The sequence below is a fragment of the Xanthomonas sp. WHRI 6106 genome (assembly GCF_040202405.1).
GTDB lineage: Bacteria > Pseudomonadota > Gammaproteobacteria > Xanthomonadales > Xanthomonadaceae > Xanthomonas > Xanthomonas cannabis.
Window position 1 is genome coordinate 43,205 of record NZ_JBEGFC010000004.1, and the last position, 24,730, is coordinate 67,934.

Consider the following 24,730-nt stretch of genomic DNA (forward strand, 5'->3'; position numbering starts at 1 on the left):
GCCCTTCGTAGAAGCGGCCCAGGCCGCGACGCACTGCCGACAAACCCAGCAATCGCAGCCGTATCTCACCCGAAGCCCCGCAGAGGCGCCAAGGGCGCGCGACAGACGCGTCAGCGCGCGGCAACCCGTCGTTGCCCCAGCAATCCGATACGCCGGAACCACATCTCCACTGGCACCGTCACCAGCGGCGGCACTGCGGCCAGCAGGCTCAGCACCCAGGCCCACCACGGCCAGCGCAGCCGCAGCGCGGCCAGCACGCTCACCGCCAGGTAGAACAGGAAGGCCACGCCGTGCAGGCGACCGAACAGCCACACCACCACCTCGGTGGTCTGTGTGCCGTACTTGAGCCACATGCCCAGCAACAAGCCGGCCCAGGTCACGCCCTCAATGAACGCGGCAACCGCAAATAGCCGACCCATCGGCGACAACGCAGCAGCAGAACGCATGCAACACTCCAGTGGACACAGGGATTGCCGCGACGCGATGGCGGCGGCGACGCCCGCTGGCCCACCGAGTTTACAGGTGGTAACCGCAGCGGGTGCCAATGCACCGCTACCGAGCGTCCGAGCCCACTCCTGCAGTGCGTCTGGCTGCAGCAACGCACTAGTTGCCCGTCCAGGCAATAATGCAGGTCTTGTTGTCCTCAGGCCCGCACCATGCGTTTCGCCCTGCTGCTCTCACTCCTGTTCGCCTTGCTGCCCGTCACGGCATCAGCCCTACGCGTCCACGAGGGCGACCTGCTGTTCGTTACCGCCGCACGTACCGGCCTGAGTGGTGCGATCGACGATGCAACCGCAAGACCGGGCGCGCCCAGCTTCGACCATGTGGCACTGGTCGCGCACGAAGGGAACACGCAGATCGTCCTGCACGCCGACGAACAAGGCTCGCGCCAGCAGTCGCTGCGCACGTTCATCGACGAGGCGACCGCCAAGCACCGGCAGATCATCGTGTATCGCCTCACGCCGGAGCATCGCCCCGCCATTGCAGACGCCGTCGCCCAGGCGCGTCGCATGCTCGGCAAACCCTACAACGACACCTATGTGCCGAACGAAGACAGCTATTACTGCTCGGACTTCATCGAGCGCGCGTTCCGGGCACACCATGTGTTTGCGCTGCAGCCGATGAACTTCAAGAACCTGCAGACCGGCAGGATCTCGCCGTACTGGACCGATTTCTACCGCAGCCGCGGCATGCAGGTACCGCAGGACGTACCCGGCAGCAACCCGAACGATATGGCGCGCGCACCAGCGCTCGCCGTGGTCGGGCAATTGAACTGAGATGCGCGATCAGGCGTTCGAGACGCAGCCAGTGAGCGGCGCGGCGCGCTGGTCTCAGACGCCGGGCACGGCAAGAGCGCGGCGTATGTCGCGTATCTGCGTGACCAGGTGTTGCCCTTCACCGCGCAGCACTACCCCACTGATGAAGAGCGGCGCCTGTATCTGGGCCATTCGTATGGCGGCCTGCTCGGAATCGAAATCCTGCTGAGCACACCGCAGATGTTTTCCGGCTACATCCTGGCAGCCCGTCGTACTGGTACGGCGCGCATGTCATGGCGCAGCGTAAAGCTGCCTACGCCACCATCCACACTGATCTCCCCGCGCAGGTTTACCTGGATGTCGGCGAGTACGACCAGGCGCGTTACCACAAGAACTACGACACGGTCGTGTGGCTGGCATGACGCTGCGGTCAGTTCGCCAGGCAATGAGGTGGCGCCCGCATCTCGCACGCGTTATTGATCCGTTCGCCGTGCCCCGACAGCTGTAGAGGCTGCGCGCCGCATGACCTACGCACCACCCTGTTGCCCACGCCGCCACCCGGCGGCGCGTGGCAAAGAGCAAGCGGCGGCATACGGGCGCAACCGATGCGCGGCGTGCACAACGTCTTGCCAACGCCCACACATGCCCGGCCCTAGTGTGTGGCGATCCACAACAGCGTGACGATCGCAGTGCCATTGGTTTGCGCTCGTCGACCACAGGCAGAGGTGCACATGGCTTTGATTCATTCCATCCTGATGAGCGCCGTCGCCGGCATGCGCTCGATGACGCCGCTGGCAGCAGTGGCCAACGCCGCCCGCACCGGCAAGCTTCCTGCCGACAATGGCGCCCCGTCGTTGCTTGCCAACCCTGTCGCCTCGGCCGGCATGCTGGCGCTGGCCGGCGGTGAGCTGGCGGGCGACAAGATGAAGACCGCCCCCGACCGCATCGTGCTCCCTGGAATGATTGCCCGCATCGCCACCGGCGTCATCGTCGGCACTGCGTTGGCGCCGCGCGAGCAACGTGGCATTGCCGCCCTGCTCGGTGCAACCACCGCGGTAGCCGCCGCCTATCTCACCTTCAACGCCCGCATGCGTGCCATCGAACGCTACGGCCAGACCAGCACCGGCATTGTCGAAGACGCCATCTCGGTGGGCGCGGCCACCTTGATCATCCGGGACGCCGCAAAGCGCTAATTCCCGCTGACGTGCCTGCATGCAGTGCTGCACCATGGTTCAACATCTGCATCGTGGCCGCAGCACGGCCGTGCTGCAGTACCCCGCCTGGCGTTAGGCGGGTGCTTCAGGCGCCTCGGCCACTGCGTTCCACCATTGCTGCCCATTCCATCGCCAAGCTGCAATCGGGGACATGCGCTGCTTGAAACGCCCTGCACTTCAACCGCCACGCCCGTGGGGTGCATCCAGATCCAGCAGCGGCCCCATCGGCACGATTCCGGTCGGATTGATCATGCCGTGGCTTTGGTAATAGTGGCCCTTGATATGCTGGAAGTTCACCGTCTCGGCGATTCCCGGCATCTGGTACAGCTCGCGCAGGAAGCCGGACAACTGCGGGTAATCGGCAATCCTTTTCAGATTGCATTTGAAGTGCCCCACATACACCGCATCGAACCGCACCAAGGTGGTGAACAGGCGCCAGTCCGCTTCGGTCAGGGTGTCGCCGCATAGATAGCGCTGCTGCCCAAGGCGCGCCTCAAGCCAGTCCAGTGAGGCGAACAGTGGCGTCACGGCCTCTTCGTAGGCGTGTTGGGTGGTCGCGAAGCCCGCCTTGTAAACGCCGTTGTTGACGGTGTCGTACACGCGTGCGTTGACCGCGTCGATCTGCTCACGCAGGTGCGCAGGGAAGTAATCTCCCGCGCGGGCACCCACGTCGTCGAAGGCGCTATTGAACATGCGGATGATGTCGGCCGATTCATTGCTCACCACCGTGCCGCGCTCACGGTCCCAGAGCACCGGCACCGTCACGCGGCCGGAGTAGCGCGGGTCGGCCTTCAGATACACCTCGTACAAGCGCGTGGCATGGTTGACCGGATCGGCCACCACACCCGGACCAGGATCGAAGGTCCAGCCCTGCTCACCCATCAGCCAGTGCACCACTGACACATCGATCAGTGGTTCCAGCCCCTTCAGCCGACGAAAGATCAGCGTGCGATGCGCCCAGGGGCAGGCCAGCGACACATACAGGTGGTAGCGGCCCGCGGCCGCCTTGAACCCGCCTTCGCCATGCGGCCCGGCCGACCCGTCGCGTGTCACCCAGTTGCGAAACTGCGATTGAGAACGCTCGAATCGCCCATCGCTCTTGTCGGTGTCGTACCACTGGTCTTGCCACTTGCCATCGACCAACAGGCCCATCGTGTTCTCCCGCCACAGCATGAGCGGCCACCCTAGCCCGGCAGCACTGGAGGGTGCGTGAGCGCTAAGCCATCCACACCGCACCGCTTGCCGCTAGGCAAAGGCAGCGGTGACGGGCCTGCACACATCCGCAGCGGGCGCGAGCAGCGCCTGGGCAGCCGCTCGGTTGCCGGTCACGCATCGTCGTAGCTAGGTGGCTGGCCACCCGGCCGGCGGCATTGGCGCCAACCTGCCCGGATCGGTGAAAATAACGCGTCATCGCGCCTTGGGGCCGCCCGGCGTGCACACTCGCCGCACCCTGCCGCGGCCTCCTTCACGCGTGCCTGGCACGCGACCGATGCCCAACGTCTTTTCCGGATCTGCCTTGAACACCACCACCCCGCCTCTGCCCGCCAACGACGACCTGCCCCTGACCGACCGCCTGCGCGCGGCTCTGGATCTGCTGGAGGCCATCGAGGCCGACCGCAGCGTGCTCGACACCTTGCCCGAGGCCGATCGCGTGCGCCTGCATCAGGTGGTCGCCAAGGTCTATCACCCCGAGCCCAAGGCGCGGCGGCAGCTGCTCAAGCAGCGCGAACGCGAGCGGCATCAGGAAAAGGTGCGCAAGGCCGAAGCGCTGCTGGAACAACGCGGCATCCGCGCACTGCGGCGCAAGCCGGTGTTCAGCACGCCGAACTACTTTCCGCCGCATGCCGCCGGCCTGCACGACGCGCACAACGGCGAGAACGCCGCCGAGGCACCGGAGCAGCTGCACTCGCCGGAGCTGCGGCACTGCTATGTGTGCAAGCAGAAGTTCACCCAGCTGCATCACTTCTACGACCAGATGTGCCCGGCCTGCGCCGAGCTCAATTTCTTCAAGCGCACCGAAACCGCCGACCTGCGCGGGCGCGTGGCGCTGCTCACCGGTGGGCGGGTGAAGATCGGTTATCAGGCCGGATTGAAGCTGCTGCGTGCCGGTGCGGAATTGATCGTCACCACGCGTTTTCCGCGCGATTCGGCCGCGCGTTATGCGGAAGAACCGGATTTTGCGCAGTGGGGTCACCGCCTGCAGGTCTTCGGCCTGGACCTGCGCCACACGCCCAGCGTGGAGGCCTTCTGCAGCCAGTTGCTGGCCACCCGCGAGCGGCTGGATTTCATCATCAACAACGCCTGCCAGACCGTGCGCCGCCCACCGCAGTTCTATGCGCACATGATGGCCAATGAAACCGCCGCCCTGCATGACCTGCCGGAGACGGTGCAACAACTCGTTGGCCATTACGAAGGCCTGCGCACGCCCGAATTGCTGCGCGACGCATCGGCCACCGCGCTGCCGGCCGTGCATGGGCGCGGCCTCGACGATGCAGACGGCCTCACTCGCGCTGCAGAGCTTTCGCAGATCGCGCTGCTGGACGACGAGCTGGTGGGTCAGGAACACCTGTTCCCCGAAGGCCGGCTGGACCAGGACCTGCAGCAGGTGGACCTGCGCGGGCGCAACTCCTGGCGCCTGCTGATGGCCGAAGTGCCCTCGGTGGAGCTGCTGGAAACGCAACTGGTCAACGCCATCGCGCCGTTCATCATCAACGCGCGCCTGAAGCCACTGATGCTGCGCACGCCCGAACGCGACAAGCACATCGTCAACGTCTCGGCGATGGAAGGCCAGTTCTATCGCAACTTCAAGACCACGCGCCACCCGCACACCAACATGGCCAAGGCCGCGTTGAACATGATGACGCGCACCTCGGCGGCCGATTATCAAAACGACGGCATCCACATGAACAGCGTCGACACCGGCTGGGTCACCGACGAAGATCCGGCCGACATTGCCGCGCTCAAGGTCCAGCAGGAGCGCTTCCACCCACCGCTGGACATCGTCGACGGCGCCGCCCGCATCGTCGACCCGATCATCCACGGCTTCAATACCGGCGAGCACGTGTGGGGCCAGTTCCTCAAGGATTACGCGCCGACGGATTGGTGATGGATCAGGCCGCACCGGCACACCGCATCGCGATGCGATGCCGGCTCCGCACACGCGCACCGGTCAGTGCGTGCGCAGGCCTCACGTGGCGGTCAATTGATTCGCGGAAGCACGCGTCGGTTCGCGCTCCGGCCCCGTGCCGGTTCGGCATGCATGCTGAACTGTCTTCCCTCGCATCGCCGGCCCGAACGGACAAGACGCATGAGGTCAGGGTGGAGACCTGCAACGCGTCGCCGAGCCCTGGGTGCGTTTGAAGTTGCATCAACGAGGCAACGCATGAGCGGGCCACTCCATCCAACCCAAGACAGTCCGGCTTGACGGCACCTCTTAGCGTTGCATCAGACACCCCACACCCGCCTGATCGACCACCCGCGGCACAGGAGCTCCTGCATGTCAGCACCGCACGGCGCACTCGCCTTCATCGGCTTCGGCGAAGCCGCATGCGCATTCCATGAGGGTTGGGCACTCGATGGCCAGCGCCGGATCACGGCCTACGACATCAAGAGCGACCACCCCGAGACGCTACCTGCCATGCATGCGCGCTACCTCGACCATGCCGTGGTGGGCTGCGAAAGCGCCGCAGCCGCAGTGGAACAGGCCGATATCGTCTTCAGCCTGGTCACTGCCGACCGTGCGCAAGCGGCAGCACACGCAGCAGCGCCTGCCCTGCGCAAGGCAGCGCTCTGGCTGGACTGCAACTCGTGTGCACCCGGCACCAAACAGGCGGCAGCCGCCGTGATCGAAGCGGCTGGCGGCCGCTATGTCGACGTTGCGGTCATGGCCCCGGTGCTGCCGCAACGGCACCACGTGCCGCTGCTGGTGAGCGGCCCGCATGCGCCTGCCGCGCTGACCGTGCTGCAGGCGCTGGGCATGCGGCCCGAGATCGCTGGCGAGCTCGTGGGCCAGGCCTCGTCCATCAAGATGCTGCGCTCGGTGATGGTCAAGGGTATCGAGGCGCTGTGCGCCGAATGCTTCATCGCCGCCCGGCGTGCAGGTGTCGAAGACCAGGTCATCGCATCGCTCAATGCGTCTTCACCACAACGCACCTGGGGCGAGCAGGCCAGCTACAACCTTGAGCGCATGATGGTGCACGGCGTCCGCCGCGCGGCAGAGATGCATGAGGTTGCCGCCACCGTGTCCGCCCTGGGCTTGCCTGCCGAGATGGCATCGGCGACCGCCGCGTGGCAGCAGCGGGTCGGCAACGCCGCGCTCGATGCCGGTCGTGAGGCACTGAGTGAGCGGTTGGATCGGGTCTCCGCGGCGCTAGGCCAGCGGTGACGCAGTGGGGGGCGCATCATCGCAGCTGACCGCTTGCCCTCGCACATCCCCCTGCACCCGCCAGGCTCAGCGGCGTCGAGGCGGCGCGTCCTTGTTGGCCTGCGCACGTGCAAGCACATTGGCCGCTGCGATGACGTCATTGAGTTCCTGACGAAACCCATCCACGTGCGCGGGCGGCACCATCCCCTCGAAGCTGCCGCGGTCGAACACCGGCCTGGCTTCCATGAAGAACCCGTCGCGGCCTTGCACCACGAACTGGAAGCACGCCTGCCACCGCGGGTCGGGATGGGCAGACAACTCGACGGTGATCTTGCTGCCGGCGCGCCCTGTTTCGTCGGGCGCGACAGTCACCGTTCGCGCTGTGATCTGGTTACCACTATTCATGCGCGCAATGATCGGAAATGGCGAGTCGAGACGCCGTGAGCCGGCGGGTTCGTCCCGGAATCGAGGCATAGAAATTTTCTATTGGATTGGCGCCCACCTTCACACCAACATCACGCTGTCGGACACGAGGCCATGGGCCGCTCATCTCGTGGGATGCGGAGCACATCCAGAGCCGACATTCCAACAGCAACTGTTTGTGTGCGAGGGGAAGCATGCAGCTGATCAGAACGCATCAACGTGCCATCCATGCGGCACTTGTCACTGGCTACGTCACGCTGCTGAGTGGCGCCTGCTGGGTTTTCACGCACCTGCACTAGGTCGGCGCGTCTCGGCACATTGCCACGCTGCGATGCCGTCCGGCGCCCGGCGTCCGGGCAGCTGATTCCAGACGCCGTCGGCTGGTTGCCTATCCGGCGATAGGGCGACTGCGCCAGCGCACGCCTGCAAGGCTTCCCGTGCCCTGGGCTGCATGAAACGGTCACTCATCCGTCAACGTACGCGGCTGGCGTTGCCGCGCTGCGCTCGCAGCAGACGGTTCGCGGCGCAATCGCACAGCGCCAGCAGCGACGATCCACCCTGGTCAATCAATGTCCCGGCCAACGCACCCGCTTGGTGGAGGGCGGCCCGTTGCCCCTGCTCCAGCTGCTCCGGCGTCGCCGTGCGGCCAGGCGAGCTCAATTGTTGCAATCACGTGCACAACGGTCGTGTTCCCTTGCCACACCATTGATCAGATCGGCGCTAGCGTGGCACCACTCCTCAGAAGACGCGCAGATGACCGACAACGGCAAACCCAATCCCATCATCGACACCCTCGCAAACATCATCGGCACCCTTCGCGCCGATGACGACATGCACCAGGTAGCACTGGCGCACGATGCGCTGGAACCCAAGGCCATCGAAAAATTGACGCCACAGGAAGCACGGCAGCAGCCCACCATTGCCGATGCGGTCAACAAGGTATTGCAGGACCAGGGCAAGACCACCGACCCGGAAGTCCTGGTGCCCGGCGTCAAACGCACGGCTCACACACTGGAGACGCCAGCAGGCAATCTTCCGGCACTGATCTATACCCCTAGCGGCGGCACGCAACTGCCGGTGATCGTCTACTTCCATGGCGGCGGCTGGGTGATTGCCGACGCACAGGTTTACGACGGCGGCGCACGCGGGCTGGCCAAGGAAACCGGCGCCATCGTCGTCTCGGTCGACTATCGCCAAGCGCCCGAACACACATTCCCCGCCGCCTGGGACGACGCACTCGCCGCGTACGAATGGGTGCTGGCCAACGCGGCAAGCATCGGCGGCAATCCGCAGCGCGTTGCCCTTGCAGGCGAAAGCGCAGGCGGCAACCTGGCCATCGCCACCGCCGTGGCCGCGCGTGACAAGGGCCTGCAGGCACCCACGCACATCCTGGCGGTCTACCCGGTCGGGCAAACCGGCAGCCTGCACACAGAGTCCTACATCGAAAACGCCATCGCCAAACCCTTGAACAAAGCCATGATCGAATGGTTTGTCGGCCACCTGATCCGCAGCGATGCCGACAAGCAGGACACGCGCCTGGACCTGGTCAACGCCAACCTGCGCGGCCTGGCACCGGTGACGCTCATCAACGCCACCATCGACCCGCTGCGCAGCGACGGCGCCAAGCTGGAGGACGCCCTCAAGGAGGCCAACGTACCGGTCGAGCGCGAGGTCTACACCGGCGTGACGCACGAGTTCTTCGGTTGTGCGGCAGTCGTTGCCAAGGCGAAGGCCGCGCAGGAGTATGCGGGCAAGCGGCTGCGTGAGTCGTTTCGCTAGACAAGCCACCGCGCTTGGCACAGCGGTGGTGCCCCGCAATAGCAGGGACAGATAACGTACAACGCACGAGGGCCGCCCGGGCATACCAGGTGGCCCTCGGCTTTCTCTCTTTTCTACGTTATTAAAACTATTACTGTCGGGACAGGCGATTGGCTCGGAACTGCCTAACACGCGTCGCGCTGTGCCCAGCCTGGGACTGAAAAGGCTACTGCAGCAGCCACCCGCCACAGTCATTGCATGTACGATCCATCCAGGGGAAGAGTCGAGGTCAGACAAGGAGTTCGCCATGCCCGGGTCCCACTCCAAACGTGCTGTCGCCTACACACAGGTCAGGCGCGCACTACAATCCGGCCGGTATCCGCCCGGTCAACGCATCGACCCGGGAACACTGGCGAAAGAGTTCAAGGTCAGCCCCACGCCGGTGCGCTTTGCGCTGTATCGCCTGGTCGGCGAAGGCCTGCTCATCGATCACGCACGCTATGGCTTGCAGGTACCGCTGCTCACTGAGGTCGCGCTGCGGGATCTCTATGACTGGATGGATCGCCTGTTGCAGATGGCCTGCGAAATCGGCGTTGCATCGATGCCGCATGCCCCCGGCGAGCAGGAGCCCACCACAGCCCCTGCAGATGTGATTAAGGAGACCTGGAAGCTCTTCGACGCCATTGCCCACGCCACTGCGCATTGGTCGCTGCATCAAGCCGTCAGGCAGACCAATGACCGATTGGCCCCGTTGCGACGTGCCAAACATGGCCTGCTCGACGCTCTCGAAGAAGAACTGGCAGAGCTCACGTTGCACTGGCAGCGGCACGACCTTGCGGCGCTGCAAACGGCGATGCATGCCTATCACGTGCGCCGCATCCAGGCCGTGCCGCGCATCGTGGCCGCCATGCATGAGCGCAGCCGTCAGGCTTGACGGCTTGGCGGCTGACCGTCGCCAGAGCACGGCCTCGCAAGATCTGCATGCTGCGCCTGCGCACTGCCGGCAACGTGCACCTGATGTGGCATGAGCGGCGCGATGCGACGCCACCGGCAAAGTTTCCACGGCCATCTTCGATGGCGGTCACACAGTGAATTTAATTATTGCGGTGTTACGACTTAATCATTTGAAAATCAACAGTCCCGTTTCCTAACGTGTTGGTGTCATGGATCCCATGACACAACCAGGAGACAGCGATGAACATCAATGACACCACCCACACCGATGCATCCAGCGAGATCACGGTGCTTGGCGTTGCCAGCACCGACACCAAGGGCGGCCCGCTCGCTGGCGAAGAAATCGGCGGCTTCAATGTGCCGGGCATTTCCGAAGAGTGAACCCGAGGCGTGCCTGAGCGCACGCCTCTCCCACCAGGAGTAGCGACCATGGATACCAGCAACAACGACGCTTATACCACGACGTCTGGCCAGGATCTCATCGTGCTTGGCATCGCAAGCCTGGACACAGAGGGCGGGCCATTGGCAGGCGAAGAAATGGGCGGCATCACCACGCTGGGCATCAGCCAGGACTAGGCACGGCCAACGCGCGGCAGTCGCCACTCGGCCGTACATGCCGGTGAGCAACTTCTCAGGCCACGGGGCGCACTGCAACGGTGCGCCCCTTCTCTCTCAAGGACAGCGCCATGCAACGCTACACATTGCGCGACGACCTAGCGTTCTGCCGCATTGGCGAGCGCCTGGTGTTCATGGATGTCGGTAACGACCGCTACTTCCGTCTTCCCGAGGCACTGGAGCACTCCCTGCTCACCTACCTGGCGCAAGACCCGGTGTCGGACCTGGAGATCAACGACCTTGTCGAACGGGGACTGCTGGTGGAACGGTCGCAAGTGACCGCCGGCCCGCAGCCTTCCGTCATACCTGTTGCGCGTAGCGCGATGGAAATGCCGATGCCGGCACGACGACCACAGCTGCTTGAAAAACTCGAGGTGCTGGCACTTGTGCTGTCCACACGCCTGGCATTGAAGCGCAACCCGCTTGGCAGGGTCCTTGGCAGCCTCTCCGCTGCAGCACAGGGTCGAGGGATGCAGCAACGCTCGCTCGCCGAACTCGAGCAACGGCTCACCGATGCGGCATCCGTCTTCCGGCGCGCACGCGTGTGGGTGCCGGTCGAGATGCGCTGCCTGCTCGATTCAGTCGCACTGGCAAGATTCCTGCGTCGGCGCCAGCTCGACGCCCGGGTTGTCTTCGGCGTCGCACTCGATCCGTTTTCGGCCCATTGCTGGGTCCAGACAGGCGATCTGGTCCTGAACGACACGGTCGGCAACGTCCACGCACATACCCCCATCCGGGTGGTGTGATGTACCGCTACATCGCCTTGTTCAACCATGCGCAGGCACACCGCGATGGCGACCGCACCGCTGTCGATGCGTCGTTGCGACAGATCGGGTTACAGCTACGCCAACGCGCTGGGCACATCGACCTGTATGCATCAGACGACACGCCCGTGCTCGACCTGACTGGTGGTGGCGCACTGATCGGCCATGTCTTTTCACAGCGCGACAACGCCCCCTTGGTCGACGGCACATCGCTGCATGCGTTGTCCGCAGCACAGCGGACGCGGCACCTGATCGAGACGCACTGGGGCGAGTACCTGCTGTTGCATGCGCCGCACGAGGATCCGAGCGCCATCACCGTCATGCGCGAGCCTTCCGGCGGGGTGGCATGCGTTTATGCGCTACAGCATGGCTTCATCACCTCAGACATCTCGATCGCCACGCATGCCGGTGTGTACACGCGTGAGATCGACTGGGACGCCATTGCCCACCATCTGCACTACCCGCACCTCAAGACCGAGCGCACCGGGCTTGTTGGCGTACGCGAATTGCTGCCGGGCAGCCAGCTGTGTCTGCAGCCCAACCGCAGCGGTGTCGAACACGTCTGGAACCCCTGGGATTTCGTCGCAGCATCCCGGCGCCGCCGCGATCCACTCGGCGCACAGGCGCAGGTGCGTCAGGCGGTGGCCTCCAGCGTCACCTGTTGGGCGCGGACCGATGCATCCGTGCTGCTGGAACTCTCTGGCGGGCTGGACTCCTCCATCCTCGCCGCATGCCTGAAAGACACCACCGCGCGCGTGGCATGTTGCAACTTGGTCACGCCGGTGCCTGGCGCCGACGAGCGGCACTATGCCCGGCAGATGAGCGACCTGTTGGGCACCGAGCTGATCGTGCGCACCCTGGGACTCGACGCTGCACCGGTCGATTTCGCACCGCCGGCACACGCGGTCGCGCCCAGCACCTGGTTTCTGCAGCATGCCTCCAATGCGCTGAAGGAAGCGATCGGCACGCAGCTGGCCATCACCAGTTTCTTTTCCGGCGGCGGTGGCGACACCGTGTTCTGCAACACCAGAACCGCCGCGCCCGCCGCAGATGCCTTCCGTGCAGGCGGCCTGCGCGCCGGCGTCAGCGCAGTCCATGCGCTTGCCGAACTGCACCAGTGCACGCTCTGGAAAGCAGGCAGGCTAACGATCAAGAAACTCCTCGCCAAGGCCGGACCGCCACGCACGCCGGAGCGATCGTTCCTGCCAGGCACGCAGGCTGCGGTTCCACTGCAATCACATCCCTGGTTCGATGCCCCACCCGACAGCCTGCCCGGTGACCGCGAACGTATCTTTGATCTGGCCGGCACCCAGGTGTTCCGCGATGGGCTGGCACGCAGTGCGTCGTGGCACCTGCGCATGCCGCTGCTGTCGCAACCGGTGGTGGAGGCCTGCCTGACAGTGCCGAGCTGGATGTGGATCGCTGGCGGCCGCAATCGCGCTGTCGCACGCGATGCGTTTGCGGATGTGCTGCCTGCGCAGATCCTGCATCGCCGCAGCAAAGGCACCTTCATGAACTACTCCGGCGCGGTCTATCGTCGGGGCAGGCAGCAGATCCGCGATTATCTGCTGCAGGGCCGGCTTGCAGACCAGGGGCTGCTGGACGCCGATGCCCTGCGCCACCATTTCGACCGCACATCGGCCGACAGCGACCACAGCGTCATGCGCATCTTCGACCTGTGTGCGGTCGAGAACTGGGTCCGTCATCAGGGCTGACATTGCCTGCGCTGCGTAGGTGCGTGCCGCCGGCATGCCAACGTGCCACGCGTCAGCCGCACCACGCACGCTAGTTGCCACGCGCCGGCAGTGCCGCCTTGATTGCGCGCCAGCGCGCGTACTGCGCAGCCTTTTCCGGTGCAGCGTCCTGGTAATCCTGCAGCCAGAAGCGGAACCAGTCGACGTTGCGCGCATACACGGCCAACTTGTGCCGGGGCTGGAACTTCTGGTGCGGCTCGTTTGCAAACACGTACAACTCGGCGCGTTGCGCACGCAGCAGGGGAATCAGGTAATCCAGCGCATACAGATACTCCTGCTCGGAATGCTGGAACAGGATGGGCGCGCGAATCCGCTCCAGCTTGAACGCCGGCGACAGTGCCTTCCACCGCTCGGGTGTCTGCTCCGGTGCACCCAACCCCCACATCTCGCGCAGCCCCTTGAGGAAAGGCTCGCCCTTCATGCTGCCGAACAAGTAGTACGACGGCGACACCACCGGGTTGGCCACCGAAGCGGCGGCCAGCAGGTTCGATTCGGTCGCCGTCCACAAGGTCACCGCACCGCCGAAGCTCAGGCCGCCCATGCCCACCCGCGTGCGATCGATGCCGGCCTGCGACGACAGCAAGGCCACCGCGCTTTCCACCCCCGCCAGCCCTTCGCCGTGCCGTTCCACCGCATCCATGGTGTAGCCGGGCAACTGATTGATGCACAGCGCTGCGATGCCTACCTGCGCCAACGCGGCCAGCGGCCACTCATCGCCCACGCCACCGCGGACGAAGCCTGGGCAACTGTAGTAGGTAACGAATAAGGGCACCTGGCCGTCGCCTTGGCTGCGTGCCGCAAAGAACTGCCCGCTGTAGTGCCGACCGCGAGTATCGGTCCACTGCAACAGACGCGCGGGCGTCACGTTTGCCATGTCCACCGCCAACGCCGCATTGGGGTCGAACAGGAGGCCGCGCGTGCCGCCGTCCAGCGCGATGCGTTCCAGACGTGGCGGGCGATCGGCTTCGGCCGTCACACAGACCAGTGCCGTAGCCGATGCGCCGCAGGGCGCGGATGGATCGCGCCCGCCATTGATCAACCCGCCGCCCTGCACCACCAGTTGCACCTGCCCGCTGGCGGGGTCCCAGCGGTGGATGGATTGCGCCAGCCCCAAGGCGGGATCGGTGATGGTGAAGAGCACCTCCGTGCTCCCGGGGCGCCACTGGACGCCACTGATCGCCTTGCCCACGCAGGCTGCCGCCACGCACTGCACTGCCTTGCGTGCGCCAGCACCCGGCACTACCGACAGCGCCACGTCCGGCCGGGACAGCTGCCCAGTGCCGTCGCCCACGCGCGACAACACCGCTACCGCGCCGCCCTGTGGCGCGCGCGCAGATTTCCACGCATCGCCGACCAGGTCGCGCAGCGTGCTGACGTCTGCTTCCGCCTCGGGTCGCTGCGCATCGGCGAGCACCTGTGTAGTGCCAGTCGTCAAATCCAGCGCGATCCACCGTGCCGGCACTCCCGCCGATAGCCCGGCACGGTCGAACCACACCGAGCCGAAACGCTGCGTGGCCAAGCGCCCGTCGACATTGCCCGAACGGAACAGGCCTTGCCCGAGCGGCACCGTCTCGTCGATCCGGATGCCCTGCGCATACTCGTCCTGCTCCGCCGACAGCACCTGCTCGCGCGTCGCACCGATGCGGTAACGCAGAACGCGCCCGTCCGCAGCCAGCGCGAACTCCTGCACATCCGCCGCATCATGCGTCACCGGCTCCGCCCCGGAGCCGTCCGCCGCCGCACGCCACACCGCGATCACGCCATCGATCAACGCGCGGTAGTACAGCCAACGGCCATCCGGCGACCACAGCACCTTTGCAGGCAAGGACCCGCCAGCCGAATCGCGCAGCGGCACACCGCCATCGGCAACGCGTCTGGGCGCGGCATCCTGCAGGCCCTGCACATACCAGACGCTGTCGTAGGTATTGCGCTGCACCGATGCCTGCTCCGTGCGAAAGGCCACACTGCGGCCGTCCGGCGACAGCGTGGGGCTACCGATATCCACCACCTCCAGCAAGCGCTGGGGCGACACCGCTTGCGCGTGGCACACGCACGCACCTGCCGTCATCAGCACGCCTGCAAGCAGCAGGCGCCAGGTTTCTTGATTCCTCACGCACACACTCCTCTCAGCAACACTCAAGAGCCATGCCTGTACCTCGGCTGCAGCAGGCAGCCGACGCATCACCAGCGCTTGGACACCGACACGCTCACGAAGCGGCCGATCGCCGAATAGTTGGTGGAGTCGTACGGGGCCACGTACAGCGGCGAGGTCACCCGGTACAACGGCGGATCGCGATCGAAGGCGTTGTCCACCGATACCCCGAACTCCAGCCCCGCCCATGCATCGCGGCGTGCGCCGGTGGCGTAGCGCAACGCCACGTCGAATGTGGTGAACGATGCCGACTCCACTCCATCGGCGCGGTTGCGCACCCCGCCGCGGTAGTTGCCGAACAGCGAGGCAGTGAGCCCGCCTTGCTTCCATACCGCACCCACGCGGCTGCTCAGCCTGGGCGGGTTGAACAGCGTGCCGGACAGATCGAACGCCGGTTGCGCGGGCAACGTCTGCTGCGTGCTGTCCAGCCAGCTCGCCGCCCCGCGCAAGGTCAGCGTGCCGCGCGCCAACGCCACCTGGTAGCTGCCGCTCAGGTCCAGACCCTCGATGTCCTGCTGCGCCACGTTGGCATACTGCGTGTAGATGATTGCCGCCACCCGGCTCGGGTCGTAGGCGACGCCGGCAAAGTTGGAGAACCGGCTGGCCAGCGCGATCACATCGGCCTGCGCCTGCGCTGTCGGCGTACGGTCCACGAAGGGCGCGTAGATCGGATTACGCAAGGCCTGGCTGGCATTGGCGATCGGCTGCAGTACGCGGTTGCTGTAGTCCACTCCGAACCAGGTCAGCTCCGCCTCCAGGCCATCCAGCGCCTCGGGGTGCCAGGCCAGCGAGACCGAGCGGGTGATGGCGCGCTCCGGCTGCAGATCCTGGTTGCCGCCATCGGCCACCAGCACCGTCGTCCCGGCGGGAAAGCCCACCCCGCCGAACGCGCCCGGCTGGAACAGCCATACCTCCTGCGCGTAGTTACGCTCGAACAGCGTCGGCGCCTTGAACGACTTGCCCCACGAGGCCTTGAGCGTTACATCGGTGTCAGGCGCATACAGCACACCAAACTTGGGCGTAGTCACCCCGCCAAAGCTGCTGTAGTCCTCCCCGCGCACCGCCGCGGTCAGCGTCAGTCGCTGCACACCGGGCACGCCCTGCGCCGGGTCCACCACTGGCAGGCTCACCTCCGCATAGGCGAAGCGCGCGCTTTCGCTGCCGTCGATCGTCTCCACGCCGTTGACGTGGTTGATGTTGCGGAACGTGTTGCTGCGATACCCCACCCCGGCGGCCAGGCGCGCATCGCCTGCCGGCAGCGCAAGCAGCGGCCCTTCGGCGCCCAGCTCGTAGCTGCGGCTGTCGTTGCAGTAGCACAGGTCGGTCACGCTCACCGCACCGCTGGCCAGCGCCGTTTCCTGGCGGTATTGATCGTGCTTGCTGTTGCCGTCGGTGGCGCCCAATGTCAGCGTCCAGTCGTTGGGCAACCACACCGCAAGGCTCGGCGATAGCAGCAGGCTGGTGGTGGTCGGCGTGACCCGGCTGTTGCGGCCACTGACAGCGTAAAAATGCAGTTGGTCGCGTTCGGTGCGTAACGCATCCAGGCGCAGCTCGGCGTTGTCGCCCAGCGCCTGGTAGGCACTCAGCAGCCCGCTGCGCAGGTCGCTGCCCGGATACAGCGTGGACGGGTCCACCAGCTGTGTGGTGTAACTGCGCTGACGGCTGTAGATGGGGTCTGCGGAGACGTCCTGATAGGTTGCGATCACGCCACCGCTGCGCCACGTGGTGCCAGCGGTGACGCTGTACTGCCGCGAGGTGAGCCCGCCCTGCGTCGCCCGCCCGAAGCGCGTGCCGACGTTCACTCCGTCGTAGTCGCGCTTGAGGATCACATTGCCCACGCCACCGACTGCATCCGACCCATAGATGGCCGACGCACCGTCGGCCACGATCTCCAGCCGCTCCACGGCCTCCACCGGGATCGCGCTGAGATCCACCGCCTGGGTGAATCCGCCATAGGCCAGCCGGCGCCCATTGAGCAGGGTAAGCGTGGCGTCGGCGCCCAGCCCGCGCAGGTTGAGGCTCGCGCCACCGGTCATGTTCTGGTTCGCATTGCCGGCCCCGGCCAGATTGCCGCTCAACACCCCCGGGTTCTGCCCACCGGAGAAGTTCTGCGGCACGCTGCGGATCACCTCGCCCAGATCGCCGAAATCCTCTTCCTGGATCCGCGCCGCGCTGATCGCGATTACCGGCGACGGCACGGTACCGCCCTTGATGCGCGTGCCGGTGACTTCGATGGACTCCAACTCGGTTGCGGCGGTTTGCGCCGGCGGAACTGCTGCACTTGCCGCCTCCGGGGCGCTGGCACCGGGCGGCGGGGCTGCGTTCGTCGCCACGGCTGCCGGCGTCTTCTGCGCCGCTGCCGGAGGTCTTGTCGCCGCCTGCGCGTTTGCCGCCTGCGCCGCCACCGCACCTGCCGCCCCGCTTGCCACGGCGAACAGGGCGATAGAAATGGCGTCGCGTAATGTGCGTGTCTTCATGCTGCGTCCTTTGGCTTGCCTGGGTTGGCCCGCCGACAGCGCGCCCGGTCGGCCCGGAGCGCATCGCCAGCTGAGCAAGATCGGTCCTGCACGTGACTGCTGAAACACGCACACCGCAACGCGGAAGCAGTGATCAGTATCGCTAACTGTTTGATTCACGAGCAATCATCGCCCACGCACAGTGGCTCGGTACCCAGCCGGGCCCGACACGTCATCGCTGTGTGCGCTCTTGCTCTTCCCCTACCACCTGCTCTGCGTCCAGCGCGCTATACCCGCATCGCCATCACCAGCGCACGAGCTACCGTGGCTACCTTCGCAGGCGCATCAGCGCGTTGCGTATGGCTTGCACCACTGGTGCTGCACATGCTGCGCGGCCATGCATTGCGACACGCCATGTGTGCGCGGCGGCTGCCGCGATACAAGCCATACCCCAATCTGCGGTATAGGCCCCAAACCCACACCGCGCCCCGCTACTGCCCGTCGTGCTTGCATGTGCATCCTTCGCGTCCTGGGCGCGGCACCATCGCCATTGCGTCCCCCGACAACAAGTGATGCTTCGTCGGCGCAATGCCCTACCAACAAAAGCGCAGATGCATCGTCGCCACTGCACATCGCACACGCAAGGGTCCACGCAACACGCCGCGTGGAGTGCGTGCTAGCGCATCAACGCGTGACGCACCGCATAGCCGATCGCGGCAATCGACATCGCTGCCAGCAACACCCTGGGCCAGCGACGCCTCTGCTTGGAGGGCGGCGTCAGCAACTCCAGATCGCGTGCAGTGGCGGCCTGCAACTCGGGATCGTCCAGCACCGCCGATGCATGCGCGTCCACGTCGAGTAACTGCTGATAGGCCGCACGGTGGCGCGGGTCGGCAGCCAGCCAGGCCTCGCGCACGGCGCGCTCGGCAGCGCTCTCGCCGCTGCTTCGAACAAGATAGGCGGCCGCCTGCGCGTGGATACGCTCGGACTCTGCACGCATGGCTGGTGACTCCCGGCGGGCCGTTTCCCTGCGCCCTTGCGCACGATGCTACCAGCATCCTTTGGCGGCACCAGGCGCCAGCCTTGCAGGCTGGTCATTGCGGCACTTCCCCCACCGCCGCACGACAGGCCAGCAGTGCACGGCTGATGTGCTTCTCCACCATCTTGGTGGAGATCCCCATTTTCGCGGCAATCTGCGGATAGGTGAGCCCGTCGAACCGGCTCAGCTTGAACGCAAGCCGGCACTTCGGCGGCAGCTCGAGCAAGGTGCGCTTGAGCAGCACATCCAGCGTCTGGCGCGCCTCGGCAATCTCGTCCACGCCGGCCTCGTCGGCCCTGATCGGCGCCACCTGATCCAGCGACACGTGCTGCGCCGCCAGCCGCCGGTGACGCTGCCGCCGCAGCTCGATCACCAGATTGTGCGCAATGCGGTACATCAACAGCCGGCGGTCGCCGATGTGGGGCGCATCGCGGTACACCATCATCCGCGAGAAGGTCTCCTGCGCCAGGTCGGCCGCCGTCTCGGCATCGCGCGTACGCCGGCGCAGGTACACCAGCAGCTCGGCCTGCAGCGCAGCCAGTGCCTGGTCGAACTCCGCACGCAGACGGTCCCTTTCCTCAAGCGACAACTGGCCGCGCGCCGCAGGCGGCCCGTCACGCGAGCTCATCGTGATCGCCGCGCCTTCGGCCGAGTGCCGCTGCCCACCAACTTCCCCACGCTTCTTGCGACACAACACACCAACGCAACGCGCGCGCAAGGGTCGTGCAAGTGGATCTGAACATGAGCGATTGCAGCCAAAGATGGACAGTGGTGAGTAAGACCCGCAGCCCTGACCGCAGCCGCACCTATCTAACCATGATGGCAAGCAACGCTAACCCCCTACGTGCCGCGCGTTGGTCAGCCTTGGTCGAGATCACTCACCACTCAACGCTTGCTCGCTGCAAGTGCAGTGGTGCCCATAGCGTTGCATTACTGGCCCGCATTCCCGTGGGCTCCATGCAAACAGCAAGGCCGTGCGCTGTTGCAGTTGCAGTTGCAGTTGCAGTTGCAGACAACAGAAACGCTGCTTGCTACCAAGCGGGTGCTTTGCCATTGCGCGTGGCCGAGGGCAAATGCATTCGCGCAGCGCCGTCAATGCACACATCCGCCCTGCGCACGTGATACGAACAGGGCAGACTATCAACTGCGGTTTTTCCAATTGATCAGGCAACACTCATCCAGATTCAAAGACTGCATAGACCGATGCAACCAACGCACTCACGCTCACAAGCCCACTGGAAACCGAACGCAATGGACTACGTCATGTGTGTTACCTGGACAATTGCCGTGTTGGCCGGCAACCTTCTTGCCGCCGCACCAGCTTCCGCACAGTCGCCCACCGACAAGCCTGGCACGACCTCGATAATGGCGGCTCTCGACGCGCCCGTGGTTGCGGAGCCCGCGGAGGCCAAGACGCTTGAGCCAGGTCAATACATCACAGAGGCGGGGTGGGGCCAGTTGCTTTTGACAAAAGAAGATGGAGTGCTCCGATTCTCCCTGGAAAGCACCACGGGTCAATCCATGTGCTTACTCGAGGGCACCATCCGCGGCACCCAAGGCAGCGCAGAGGTTGAGACTGGCACTACAGGCTGCAAGGTCCAGTTCTCCAAAACCGCTGAAGGCGTCGACGTGACAACGCCCACCCCGGCGGAGTGCAAAGACATGTGCGGCTATAACGGCAGTTTCGAAGCACCTTACCTTCGTGCCAAGAGCGGCTGCGACCGCGCCGCCATTGCACGTACGCGCGCGGCGTTTCAGCAGCGCTACGACCGCAAGGACTATAAGGAAGCGCTCTCTGTATTGTCTCCCGTCCTGACGCAGTGCGGGCAGACACTGGAATGGGGCGAAAAGGGAGATATGCGCAATGATCTGGCACTCACCCAGTACAAGACTGCCCAGTACGCGCAATGCCTGAAAACGTTGCAGGACTACGCTGAGGATGCAGCGCTACCAGACGATGCGGTGACGGACCGCTGGCCGCCGGTCCTTGCGGATCGCTATCTCGCAATCGTCCGCGCAGCTAGAACCAATATTGGGTTGTGCAAAAAAGGGCTTGCCAGGCAAAAGAAGGACTAGTCGCGGCCAACAGGCTCGAACACGAGAGACATCGGATAGCACAAGAAAATCTACAGCCGCCCACTAGGCTCCCGCGGGCCGGCTAACGCCCAGGCGCAGGCGCATGTTGTGCAGCCTGTGACTGCGCTTGGTCGTAGGCGTGGACGGCATTCTGCTGGTCGGCCATGTAGAGGCTCTGGCGCATATCGGGTGCCGGCGTCGTTGCGTCCACCTGCACACGAAATCCTGGCGTCTTCCCAGCCACAAAGATGTGGTCATCACGCAGGACGGCACCGGCGAGCTGGTCAACCCGTTCCACACCGGCCTGCTTTGCGGCAATCATCACCTCGGCGACTTTGGTATCGGAAACTGATGCCGGCAGCTGCCCACGCAGGGTGTTGAAATACGCACGATCCGGATGCGTGTCCGGGAATCTGTCATGCGCCTGTTCCTGCAAGCGCGACACATCCTTGTTGATCCGGCCAACATCGCTGCTGGTCACAAGGTCCCGTTCTGGATCTCCCCGGGGGGCGCGCCAGGCGTGGATCGTCAGGAAACAACTGCCTGAGGCGTGGATCGTTCAAACCCGTCGCCAGATCACCGTGACGCAGCGCGTCGTATGCCTGACGCGCAAGCGCATCCCGCCCGGAGGTCTGATCACCGAGCCGGCGGCCGGCTTCGTTGTTCCACAAGTCCATGCGGTGTTCGTAGGGGTCGTTTGGATGCGCCGGCCCAATTTCGGCATCATCCCCGAACTTACGTGCAATCCACTGCTGCCCTAACGCGAGCTGGGTGACACGGCCGCTGGTATACGCATGCCGGAAGGCGTCGAGCTGATCATTGTGCCCCTGCGACTGGAACGTGCCATCGGGACGCTTTGCCAAGGTGATGCCGCTCAGCTGTTCGTTAGTGCCGATACGCTTCCTGCTCGATCTCACGCTTGGCGCCCTTCGGATCGGTGATATCGACCATGGCTCAGCCTCCCTGCGCTGCCTTCTGAAACTCGATAGGCCCTTGGTAGCCCGGATACTTCTTCTTGATCAGGATGCGATCGGCTGGTGTGACGCAGCTGTCCTCCAGCGAACTGGCCACATGTGCTTCATCCACGAAGAACTCTTCATAAGGCAGCGGCAGCACGGATGTCTCCCCGCCCTGATCGAACTTGAGCAACAAACTGTCGTCGCGCTCGAAGCACAACGTCTTCCAGGCGAAATCAGTCAGCGTCCCGGCTTCAACCACGGCCGAGTCCTTGCCGGCCAGCAGCGCCACAACATGCTCGGAGAACTGTTTCTTTGAAATCGGCGGCTCGGTCATGGCGCATCCTGAAAAGGTGGCAACGACCACGGTGGCCACTGCCGAAACGTGGGGGCGGAAGATAGCGAATGGCATGTGACGCGGCTCCTTCCTGCGGTGGATGAGTGTTTACCAGAGGGGCGCAGCGTACGCATCTTTGCAAAGTGGCGATTCCTTCTTCGCCAAATGTCCAAGCCCCAAGCTGCTGAGAAGCCCGTTGACGTTGCGACGGCCGTTTACGTCAGATTTGAGTAGTCGCCGATCTGATTGCATATCTCCACAGGTGGGTCATCCACCTTGACGACTCTTCGCAGGCCTCTTTCAGACTCCCCCTTCGGGGCAACGACACGGTAGACGAGATAAAACTCTCGGTCACGCTCCCAAAGACTGAACGTCGAAACTTCCGAAAATCCAAAACCTCTGCCGTTCGAAGACGCAACCTCAAAGTTGCACTCAGCATACGCACCGAATCCACAACTGGCATCCAGGTAGCGCAACCCGTCTCTCCCACCAAGATCAAAGTGATATGAGCGCCCGTTTTCATCTTCGATGATCTGCGGTGTGATTTTCAGTGCCCGGTTTACACCTGCGCTCTCCCAGTCCCGGGACTCTGCACAGAGTGAGAGATCGTGCAGCTCATGAGCACTAGTCTCGGCAAATATCAGGGTGCAACCTGTTATAGCCAGGAGCAAAACCAGTGCGCAGTTAAGTAACCTTACGCTCACGGGCACACTCCAGCCTTCGTCGCTCTGAGTGCCAGCGTACCGGCGATATAGAACATCTCAGCGCGTCATCGACGGGCCGGCCTGGGTAACGGCCTGCTGCGATTGCTCCTGCGCCTGCTGCTGTTCGCGTGCCTGGGCTTGGGTCTGGTTGATCGCCTGCAGGCGGTCAAACGACTGGTTCTCTGGCGCCTGCACGGCGTCCACCGTTGGCATGTGCGCACGTTGGTGTGCCGGGTCGTTGAGGGCGCCCTGAACGACGAAGACCTTCTCGCCGCCCGCCAGCTGAGCCGTTGGGTTGTTGAGCACCACATGATCCACCCGCGACAACCCTTCCTCTTTTGCCAGCGCAAGCAGGCTGGCGGTCATGCGTTGACTCGATGCATCCCACTCCCTGCCATGCTGGGCGTCGAGGTGCGTCACGCCACCCTTGATCTGCTGATACAGCGCGTGGTCTACATGGCCTGGCTGTGAGGGCAACAACGCGGTCCTCGGTGGGGCCGGATTTGATTCAGGTGCAAGTCCACCCTGCTTCACATCCGAAGTAGCGACGTCGCCAAAGGCCCCGGGCTCTGGCCGCCCCTGTTTAAGCTTCCAAGGAACGATGTGTTTGTCGTAGTAATCACCATAATATTGCTCGTACGTCTTACTTGGAGCAACCGAAGGCTGTTCCGTCTTGAAGACCTGGGCAATCTGGTTCAATGCAGCATCGCGTGTGATGCGACCCGCCATTTGCTGATCTGCAATTGCCTCGTACTGCTGCGGTCTCGTACCGCTTCCAGAGATACCGATATCCGGCCCCTGATGATTCAGGATCTCACGTCGAACGAGTGCGTTGCTGAGCGTTGCCGCGGCTTCGCCACGCAGCATGTTGTTCACATAAGCTTGCTTGGAAGAATAATCTTTAGGCTCGGCGAACCCATGGTGCCCAATCTCGTGTGATAGTGATCTTGCGATCCGTTCGCCTTTGCCGGTTGCGTTCTGGTCTATCACGACTTTCTTACCTGGATCCAGGTAAGTGCCTCCACCCGCGCTGCCCCAATCAACGCCTATGCCATCTCGCTTGAACTGAGAGAGGCCCGCTTGAAGTGTGGGCGAAGAGTTAATTAAAGGCGCCAATGCTGGATCCTTCAGCGGAGAAGCGGGTAGCGCACCATTGGATGATGAACCTACCTGCCTTGGCTGTGGAATTTTTTGTTCTTCATTAATTTCCATCATGCATTTCCCTTGCTTGATTCATCAAACTTATCTCAAAGTTTGCTGATCGAAATATAGCTTAGGTGTGACTGGTCTTCCGTCAAACCGAAGATGACCTTGGTGCCGTTAACTGTCATCTCCCAATAGGCTCTGGAATCTCGCGCATCTGGTCGAGGCGGGTAAGGAACAGCATCCAGCCAGGGAGCTTCCACAAAACTCGGGCCAGGTGGAGAGAAATCGATAACCAACTTCCCACGCGATGGATCATCTGTTGCACTAATGAACTCAACACGCTGTACCTTTTCACCTGCCAGCATGCCCTGCTCGCTTACTCGAAGCTCTCTTTCTCCGTCTAGGTGCCGTAGTCCAAATTGAGCTTGAAGCTGAGTACCAACGGCGGCGACATCCAGGAAGTCAGTTGCGATCAAACGATCGACATCTTGCTTGAGGCGTTCCGTCACGTCTTTGCTCCTGGTTTCAACGGGGGGCTTTGCAGCCGCTACGGCTGACTGATCGCGTGGAGTGCTGAGGGCACATCCCGCATGAAAAGTGCATAGCGCCAGCAGCGCAATTGGTAACAACGTCGCCTGAGGGAAGGCATTACGTCCTTGAGTAACTTGCCGGCCATGGGATTTCCCAAGGTGAAGGGCCATCTCTCTGATCCTGCGCTAAGAGTGTCGCTGAAATTTAGCACGTCAATGACCTCGGATCAGGC

The 24,730-nt window shown here is 64.0% G+C and carries 24 protein-coding genes and 1 pseudogene; 12 read left to right on the forward strand and 13 right to left on the reverse strand.

Annotated features, from left to right (window positions below):
- Positions 1-110: 110 nt before the first annotated feature.
- A complete protein-coding gene (locus tag ABQZ09_RS07775) occupies positions 111-446 on the reverse strand; it encodes a DUF3817 domain-containing protein (protein WP_349776570.1) in 336 nt (111 codons plus the stop codon).
- 210 nt (positions 447-656) lie between these two features.
- On the opposite strand from ABQZ09_RS07775, the gene ABQZ09_RS07780 reads away from it, so the two are divergent.
- From ABQZ09_RS07780 to ABQZ09_RS07790, 3 genes and pseudogenes are all read left to right on the forward strand, one after another.
- Entirely contained in the window at positions 657-1,277 is a 621-nt protein-coding gene (locus ABQZ09_RS07780; RefSeq protein ID WP_039411177.1) for a YiiX/YebB-like N1pC/P60 family cysteine hydrolase, read from the forward strand.
- 60 nt (positions 1,278-1,337) lie between these two features.
- Positions 1,338-1,666, forward strand: a pseudogene (locus ABQZ09_RS07785) (alpha/beta hydrolase-fold protein); the annotation flags it as partial.
- A 321-nt stretch (positions 1,667-1,987) separates the two neighbouring features.
- A complete protein-coding gene (locus ABQZ09_RS07790; protein ID WP_047693299.1) occupies positions 1,988-2,449 on the forward strand; it encodes a DUF4126 family protein in 462 nt (153 codons plus the stop codon).
- 198 nt (positions 2,450-2,647) lie between these two features.
- Here ABQZ09_RS07790 and ABQZ09_RS07795 read toward each other — a convergent pair whose 3' ends face one another.
- Positions 2,648-3,622, reverse strand: coding sequence for a glutathione S-transferase family protein (locus tag ABQZ09_RS07795; protein ID WP_349776571.1), 975 nt, complete (start codon positions 3,620-3,622; stop codon positions 2,648-2,650).
- A 364-nt stretch (positions 3,623-3,986) separates the two neighbouring features.
- Here ABQZ09_RS07795 and ABQZ09_RS07800 point away from each other — a divergent pair, with 364 nt between their 5' ends.
- Complete coding sequence (locus ABQZ09_RS07800; RefSeq protein ID WP_179453591.1) at positions 3,987-5,576, forward strand: SDR family NAD(P)-dependent oxidoreductase; 1,590 nt, start codon at positions 3,987-3,989, stop codon at positions 5,574-5,576.
- 390 nt (positions 5,577-5,966) lie between these two features.
- Positions 5,967-6,854, forward strand: coding sequence for a DUF1932 domain-containing protein (locus ABQZ09_RS07805; protein ID WP_349776572.1), 888 nt, complete (start codon positions 5,967-5,969; stop codon positions 6,852-6,854).
- A gap of 66 nt (positions 6,855-6,920) precedes the next feature.
- On the opposite strand, the gene ABQZ09_RS07810 is transcribed toward ABQZ09_RS07805, so the two are convergent.
- Positions 6,921-7,238, reverse strand: a complete 318-nt coding sequence (locus ABQZ09_RS07810; protein WP_349776573.1) for a hypothetical protein — start codon at positions 7,236-7,238, stop codon at positions 6,921-6,923.
- 771 nt (positions 7,239-8,009) lie between these two features.
- Here ABQZ09_RS07810 and ABQZ09_RS07815 point away from each other — a divergent pair.
- From ABQZ09_RS07815 to ABQZ09_RS07840, 6 genes are all read left to right on the forward strand, one after another.
- Positions 8,010-9,035, forward strand: a complete 1,026-nt coding sequence (locus tag ABQZ09_RS07815; protein ID WP_349776574.1) for an alpha/beta hydrolase — start codon at positions 8,010-8,012, stop codon at positions 9,033-9,035.
- 181 nt (positions 9,036-9,216) lie between these two features.
- Positions 9,217-9,948 (forward strand): GntR family transcriptional regulator, encoded by a 732-nt coding sequence (locus ABQZ09_RS07820; RefSeq protein WP_349776575.1) that lies wholly within the window; start codon positions 9,217-9,219, stop codon positions 9,946-9,948.
- 260 nt (positions 9,949-10,208) lie between these two features.
- Entirely contained in the window at positions 10,209-10,349 is a 141-nt protein-coding gene (locus tag ABQZ09_RS07825; RefSeq protein ID WP_139051336.1) for a lasso peptide xanthomonin 1, read from the forward strand.
- Positions 10,350-10,397: 48 nt separating this feature from the next.
- Positions 10,398-10,544 (forward strand): benenodin family lasso peptide, encoded by a 147-nt coding sequence (locus ABQZ09_RS07830; RefSeq protein ID WP_349776576.1) that lies wholly within the window; start codon positions 10,398-10,400, stop codon positions 10,542-10,544.
- 110 nt (positions 10,545-10,654) lie between these two features.
- Entirely contained in the window at positions 10,655-11,329 is a 675-nt protein-coding gene (locus ABQZ09_RS07835; RefSeq protein ID WP_349776577.1) for a lasso peptide biosynthesis B2 protein, read from the forward strand.
- Positions 11,329-13,062: a lasso peptide isopeptide bond-forming cyclase gene (locus ABQZ09_RS07840; RefSeq protein WP_349776578.1), complete on the forward strand. Its 1,734-nt coding sequence runs from the start codon at positions 11,329-11,331 to the stop codon at positions 13,060-13,062. Before ABQZ09_RS07835 ends, ABQZ09_RS07840 begins: the two co-directional genes overlap by 1 nt.
- Positions 13,063-13,132: 70 nt before the next feature.
- Here ABQZ09_RS07840 and ABQZ09_RS07845 read toward each other — a convergent pair whose 3' ends face one another.
- The 4 genes from ABQZ09_RS07845 to ABQZ09_RS07860 all read right to left on the reverse strand — a co-directional run bounded on the left by ABQZ09_RS07845 (position 13,133) and on the right by ABQZ09_RS07860 (position 19,376).
- Positions 13,133-15,214: an Atxe2 family lasso peptide isopeptidase gene (locus ABQZ09_RS07845; RefSeq protein WP_349776579.1), complete on the reverse strand. Its 2,082-nt coding sequence runs from the start codon at positions 15,212-15,214 to the stop codon at positions 13,133-13,135.
- A 68-nt stretch (positions 15,215-15,282) separates the two neighbouring features.
- The gene (locus tag ABQZ09_RS07850) at positions 15,283-17,730 is read right to left on the reverse strand and encodes a TonB-dependent receptor plug domain-containing protein (RefSeq protein WP_349776580.1); all 2,448 of its coding nucleotides are present in this window, start codon (positions 17,728-17,730) and stop codon (positions 15,283-15,285) included.
- Positions 17,731-18,385: 655 nt separating this feature from the next.
- Positions 18,386-18,709 (reverse strand): DUF4880 domain-containing protein, encoded by a 324-nt coding sequence (locus ABQZ09_RS07855; protein ID WP_349776581.1) that lies wholly within the window; start codon positions 18,707-18,709, stop codon positions 18,386-18,388.
- Positions 18,710-18,803: 94 nt separating this feature from the next.
- Positions 18,804-19,376 carry an RNA polymerase sigma factor gene (locus tag ABQZ09_RS07860; RefSeq protein WP_228335314.1) on the reverse strand — a complete coding sequence of 191 codons (573 nt, stop codon included), beginning with the start codon at positions 19,374-19,376 and terminating at the stop codon, positions 18,804-18,806.
- A 623-nt stretch (positions 19,377-19,999) separates the two neighbouring features.
- Between ABQZ09_RS07860 and ABQZ09_RS07865 the strand changes: the two genes are divergently transcribed.
- Complete coding sequence (locus tag ABQZ09_RS07865) at positions 20,000-20,824, forward strand: hypothetical protein (protein WP_349776582.1); 825 nt, start codon at positions 20,000-20,002, stop codon at positions 20,822-20,824.
- 82 nt (positions 20,825-20,906) lie between these two features.
- Here the strand turns inward: ABQZ09_RS07865 and ABQZ09_RS07870 are convergent, their stop codons facing one another.
- From ABQZ09_RS07870 to ABQZ09_RS07890, 6 genes are all read right to left on the reverse strand, one after another.
- Entirely contained in the window at positions 20,907-21,305 is a 399-nt protein-coding gene (locus ABQZ09_RS07870) for a hypothetical protein (protein ID WP_349776583.1), read from the reverse strand.
- Entirely contained in the window at positions 21,241-21,741 is a 501-nt protein-coding gene (locus ABQZ09_RS19880; RefSeq protein ID WP_503018680.1) for a DUF6973 domain-containing protein, read from the reverse strand. Before ABQZ09_RS19880 ends, ABQZ09_RS07870 begins: the two co-directional genes overlap by 65 nt.
- A 37-nt stretch (positions 21,742-21,778) precedes the next feature.
- Entirely contained in the window at positions 21,779-22,192 is a 414-nt protein-coding gene (locus tag ABQZ09_RS07875; RefSeq protein ID WP_349776584.1) for a hypothetical protein, read from the reverse strand.
- A 140-nt stretch (positions 22,193-22,332) separates the two neighbouring features.
- On the reverse strand, positions 22,333-22,821 hold the full coding sequence (locus ABQZ09_RS07880) for a hypothetical protein (RefSeq protein ID WP_349776585.1): 489 nt from the start codon (positions 22,819-22,821) through the stop codon (positions 22,333-22,335).
- Positions 22,822-22,878: 57 nt separating this feature from the next.
- Complete coding sequence (locus ABQZ09_RS07885) at positions 22,879-24,033, reverse strand: XVIPCD domain-containing protein (protein WP_349776586.1); 1,155 nt, start codon at positions 24,031-24,033, stop codon at positions 22,879-22,881.
- Between the two features lie 35 nt (positions 24,034-24,068).
- Positions 24,069-24,668, reverse strand: coding sequence for a hypothetical protein (locus ABQZ09_RS07890; RefSeq protein WP_349776587.1), 600 nt, complete (start codon positions 24,666-24,668; stop codon positions 24,069-24,071).
- Positions 24,669-24,730 lie beyond the last annotated feature (62 nt).

Bases quoted from the DNA above. Each gene is read 5' to 3' on its own strand.
- ABQZ09_RS07885 (WP_349776586.1), bottom strand. From the start codon at position 24,033: ATGGAAATTAATGAAGAACAAAAAATTCCACAGCCAAGGCAGGTAGGT.
- ABQZ09_RS07855 (WP_349776581.1), bottom strand. From the start codon at position 18,709: ATGCGTGCAGAGTCCGAGCGTATCCACGCGCAGGCGGCCGCCTATCTT.
- ABQZ09_RS07775 (WP_349776570.1), bottom strand. From the start codon at position 446: ATGCGTTCTGCTGCTGCGTTGTCGCCGATGGGTCGGCTATTTGCGGTT.
- ABQZ09_RS07780 (WP_039411177.1), top strand. From the start codon at position 657: ATGCGTTTCGCCCTGCTGCTCTCACTCCTGTTCGCCTTGCTGCCCGTC.
- ABQZ09_RS07810 (WP_349776573.1), bottom strand. From the start codon at position 7,238: ATGAATAGTGGTAACCAGATCACAGCGCGAACGGTGACTGTCGCGCCC.
- ABQZ09_RS07835 (WP_349776577.1), top strand. From the start codon at position 10,655: ATGCAACGCTACACATTGCGCGACGACCTAGCGTTCTGCCGCATTGGC.
- ABQZ09_RS07840 (WP_349776578.1), top strand. From the start codon at position 11,329: ATGTACCGCTACATCGCCTTGTTCAACCATGCGCAGGCACACCGCGAT.
- ABQZ09_RS07890 (WP_349776587.1), bottom strand. From the start codon at position 24,668: ATGGCCCTTCACCTTGGGAAATCCCATGGCCGGCAAGTTACTCAAGGA.
- ABQZ09_RS07875 (WP_349776584.1), bottom strand. From the start codon at position 22,192: ATGCCATTCGCTATCTTCCGCCCCCACGTTTCGGCAGTGGCCACCGTG.
- ABQZ09_RS07850 (WP_349776580.1), bottom strand. From the start codon at position 17,730: ATGAAGACACGCACATTACGCGACGCCATTTCTATCGCCCTGTTCGCC.
- ABQZ09_RS07860 (WP_228335314.1), bottom strand. From the start codon at position 19,376: ATGAGCTCGCGTGACGGGCCGCCTGCGGCGCGCGGCCAGTTGTCGCTT.
- ABQZ09_RS07790 (WP_047693299.1), top strand. From the start codon at position 1,988: ATGGCTTTGATTCATTCCATCCTGATGAGCGCCGTCGCCGGCATGCGC.
- ABQZ09_RS07825 (WP_139051336.1), top strand. From the start codon at position 10,209: ATGAACATCAATGACACCACCCACACCGATGCATCCAGCGAGATCACG.
- ABQZ09_RS07805 (WP_349776572.1), top strand. From the start codon at position 5,967: ATGTCAGCACCGCACGGCGCACTCGCCTTCATCGGCTTCGGCGAAGCC.
- ABQZ09_RS07815 (WP_349776574.1), top strand. From the start codon at position 8,010: ATGACCGACAACGGCAAACCCAATCCCATCATCGACACCCTCGCAAAC.
- ABQZ09_RS07830 (WP_349776576.1), top strand. From the start codon at position 10,398: ATGGATACCAGCAACAACGACGCTTATACCACGACGTCTGGCCAGGAT.
- ABQZ09_RS07865 (WP_349776582.1), top strand. From the start codon at position 20,000: ATGGACTACGTCATGTGTGTTACCTGGACAATTGCCGTGTTGGCCGGC.
- ABQZ09_RS07795 (WP_349776571.1), bottom strand. From the start codon at position 3,622: ATGGGCCTGTTGGTCGATGGCAAGTGGCAAGACCAGTGGTACGACACC.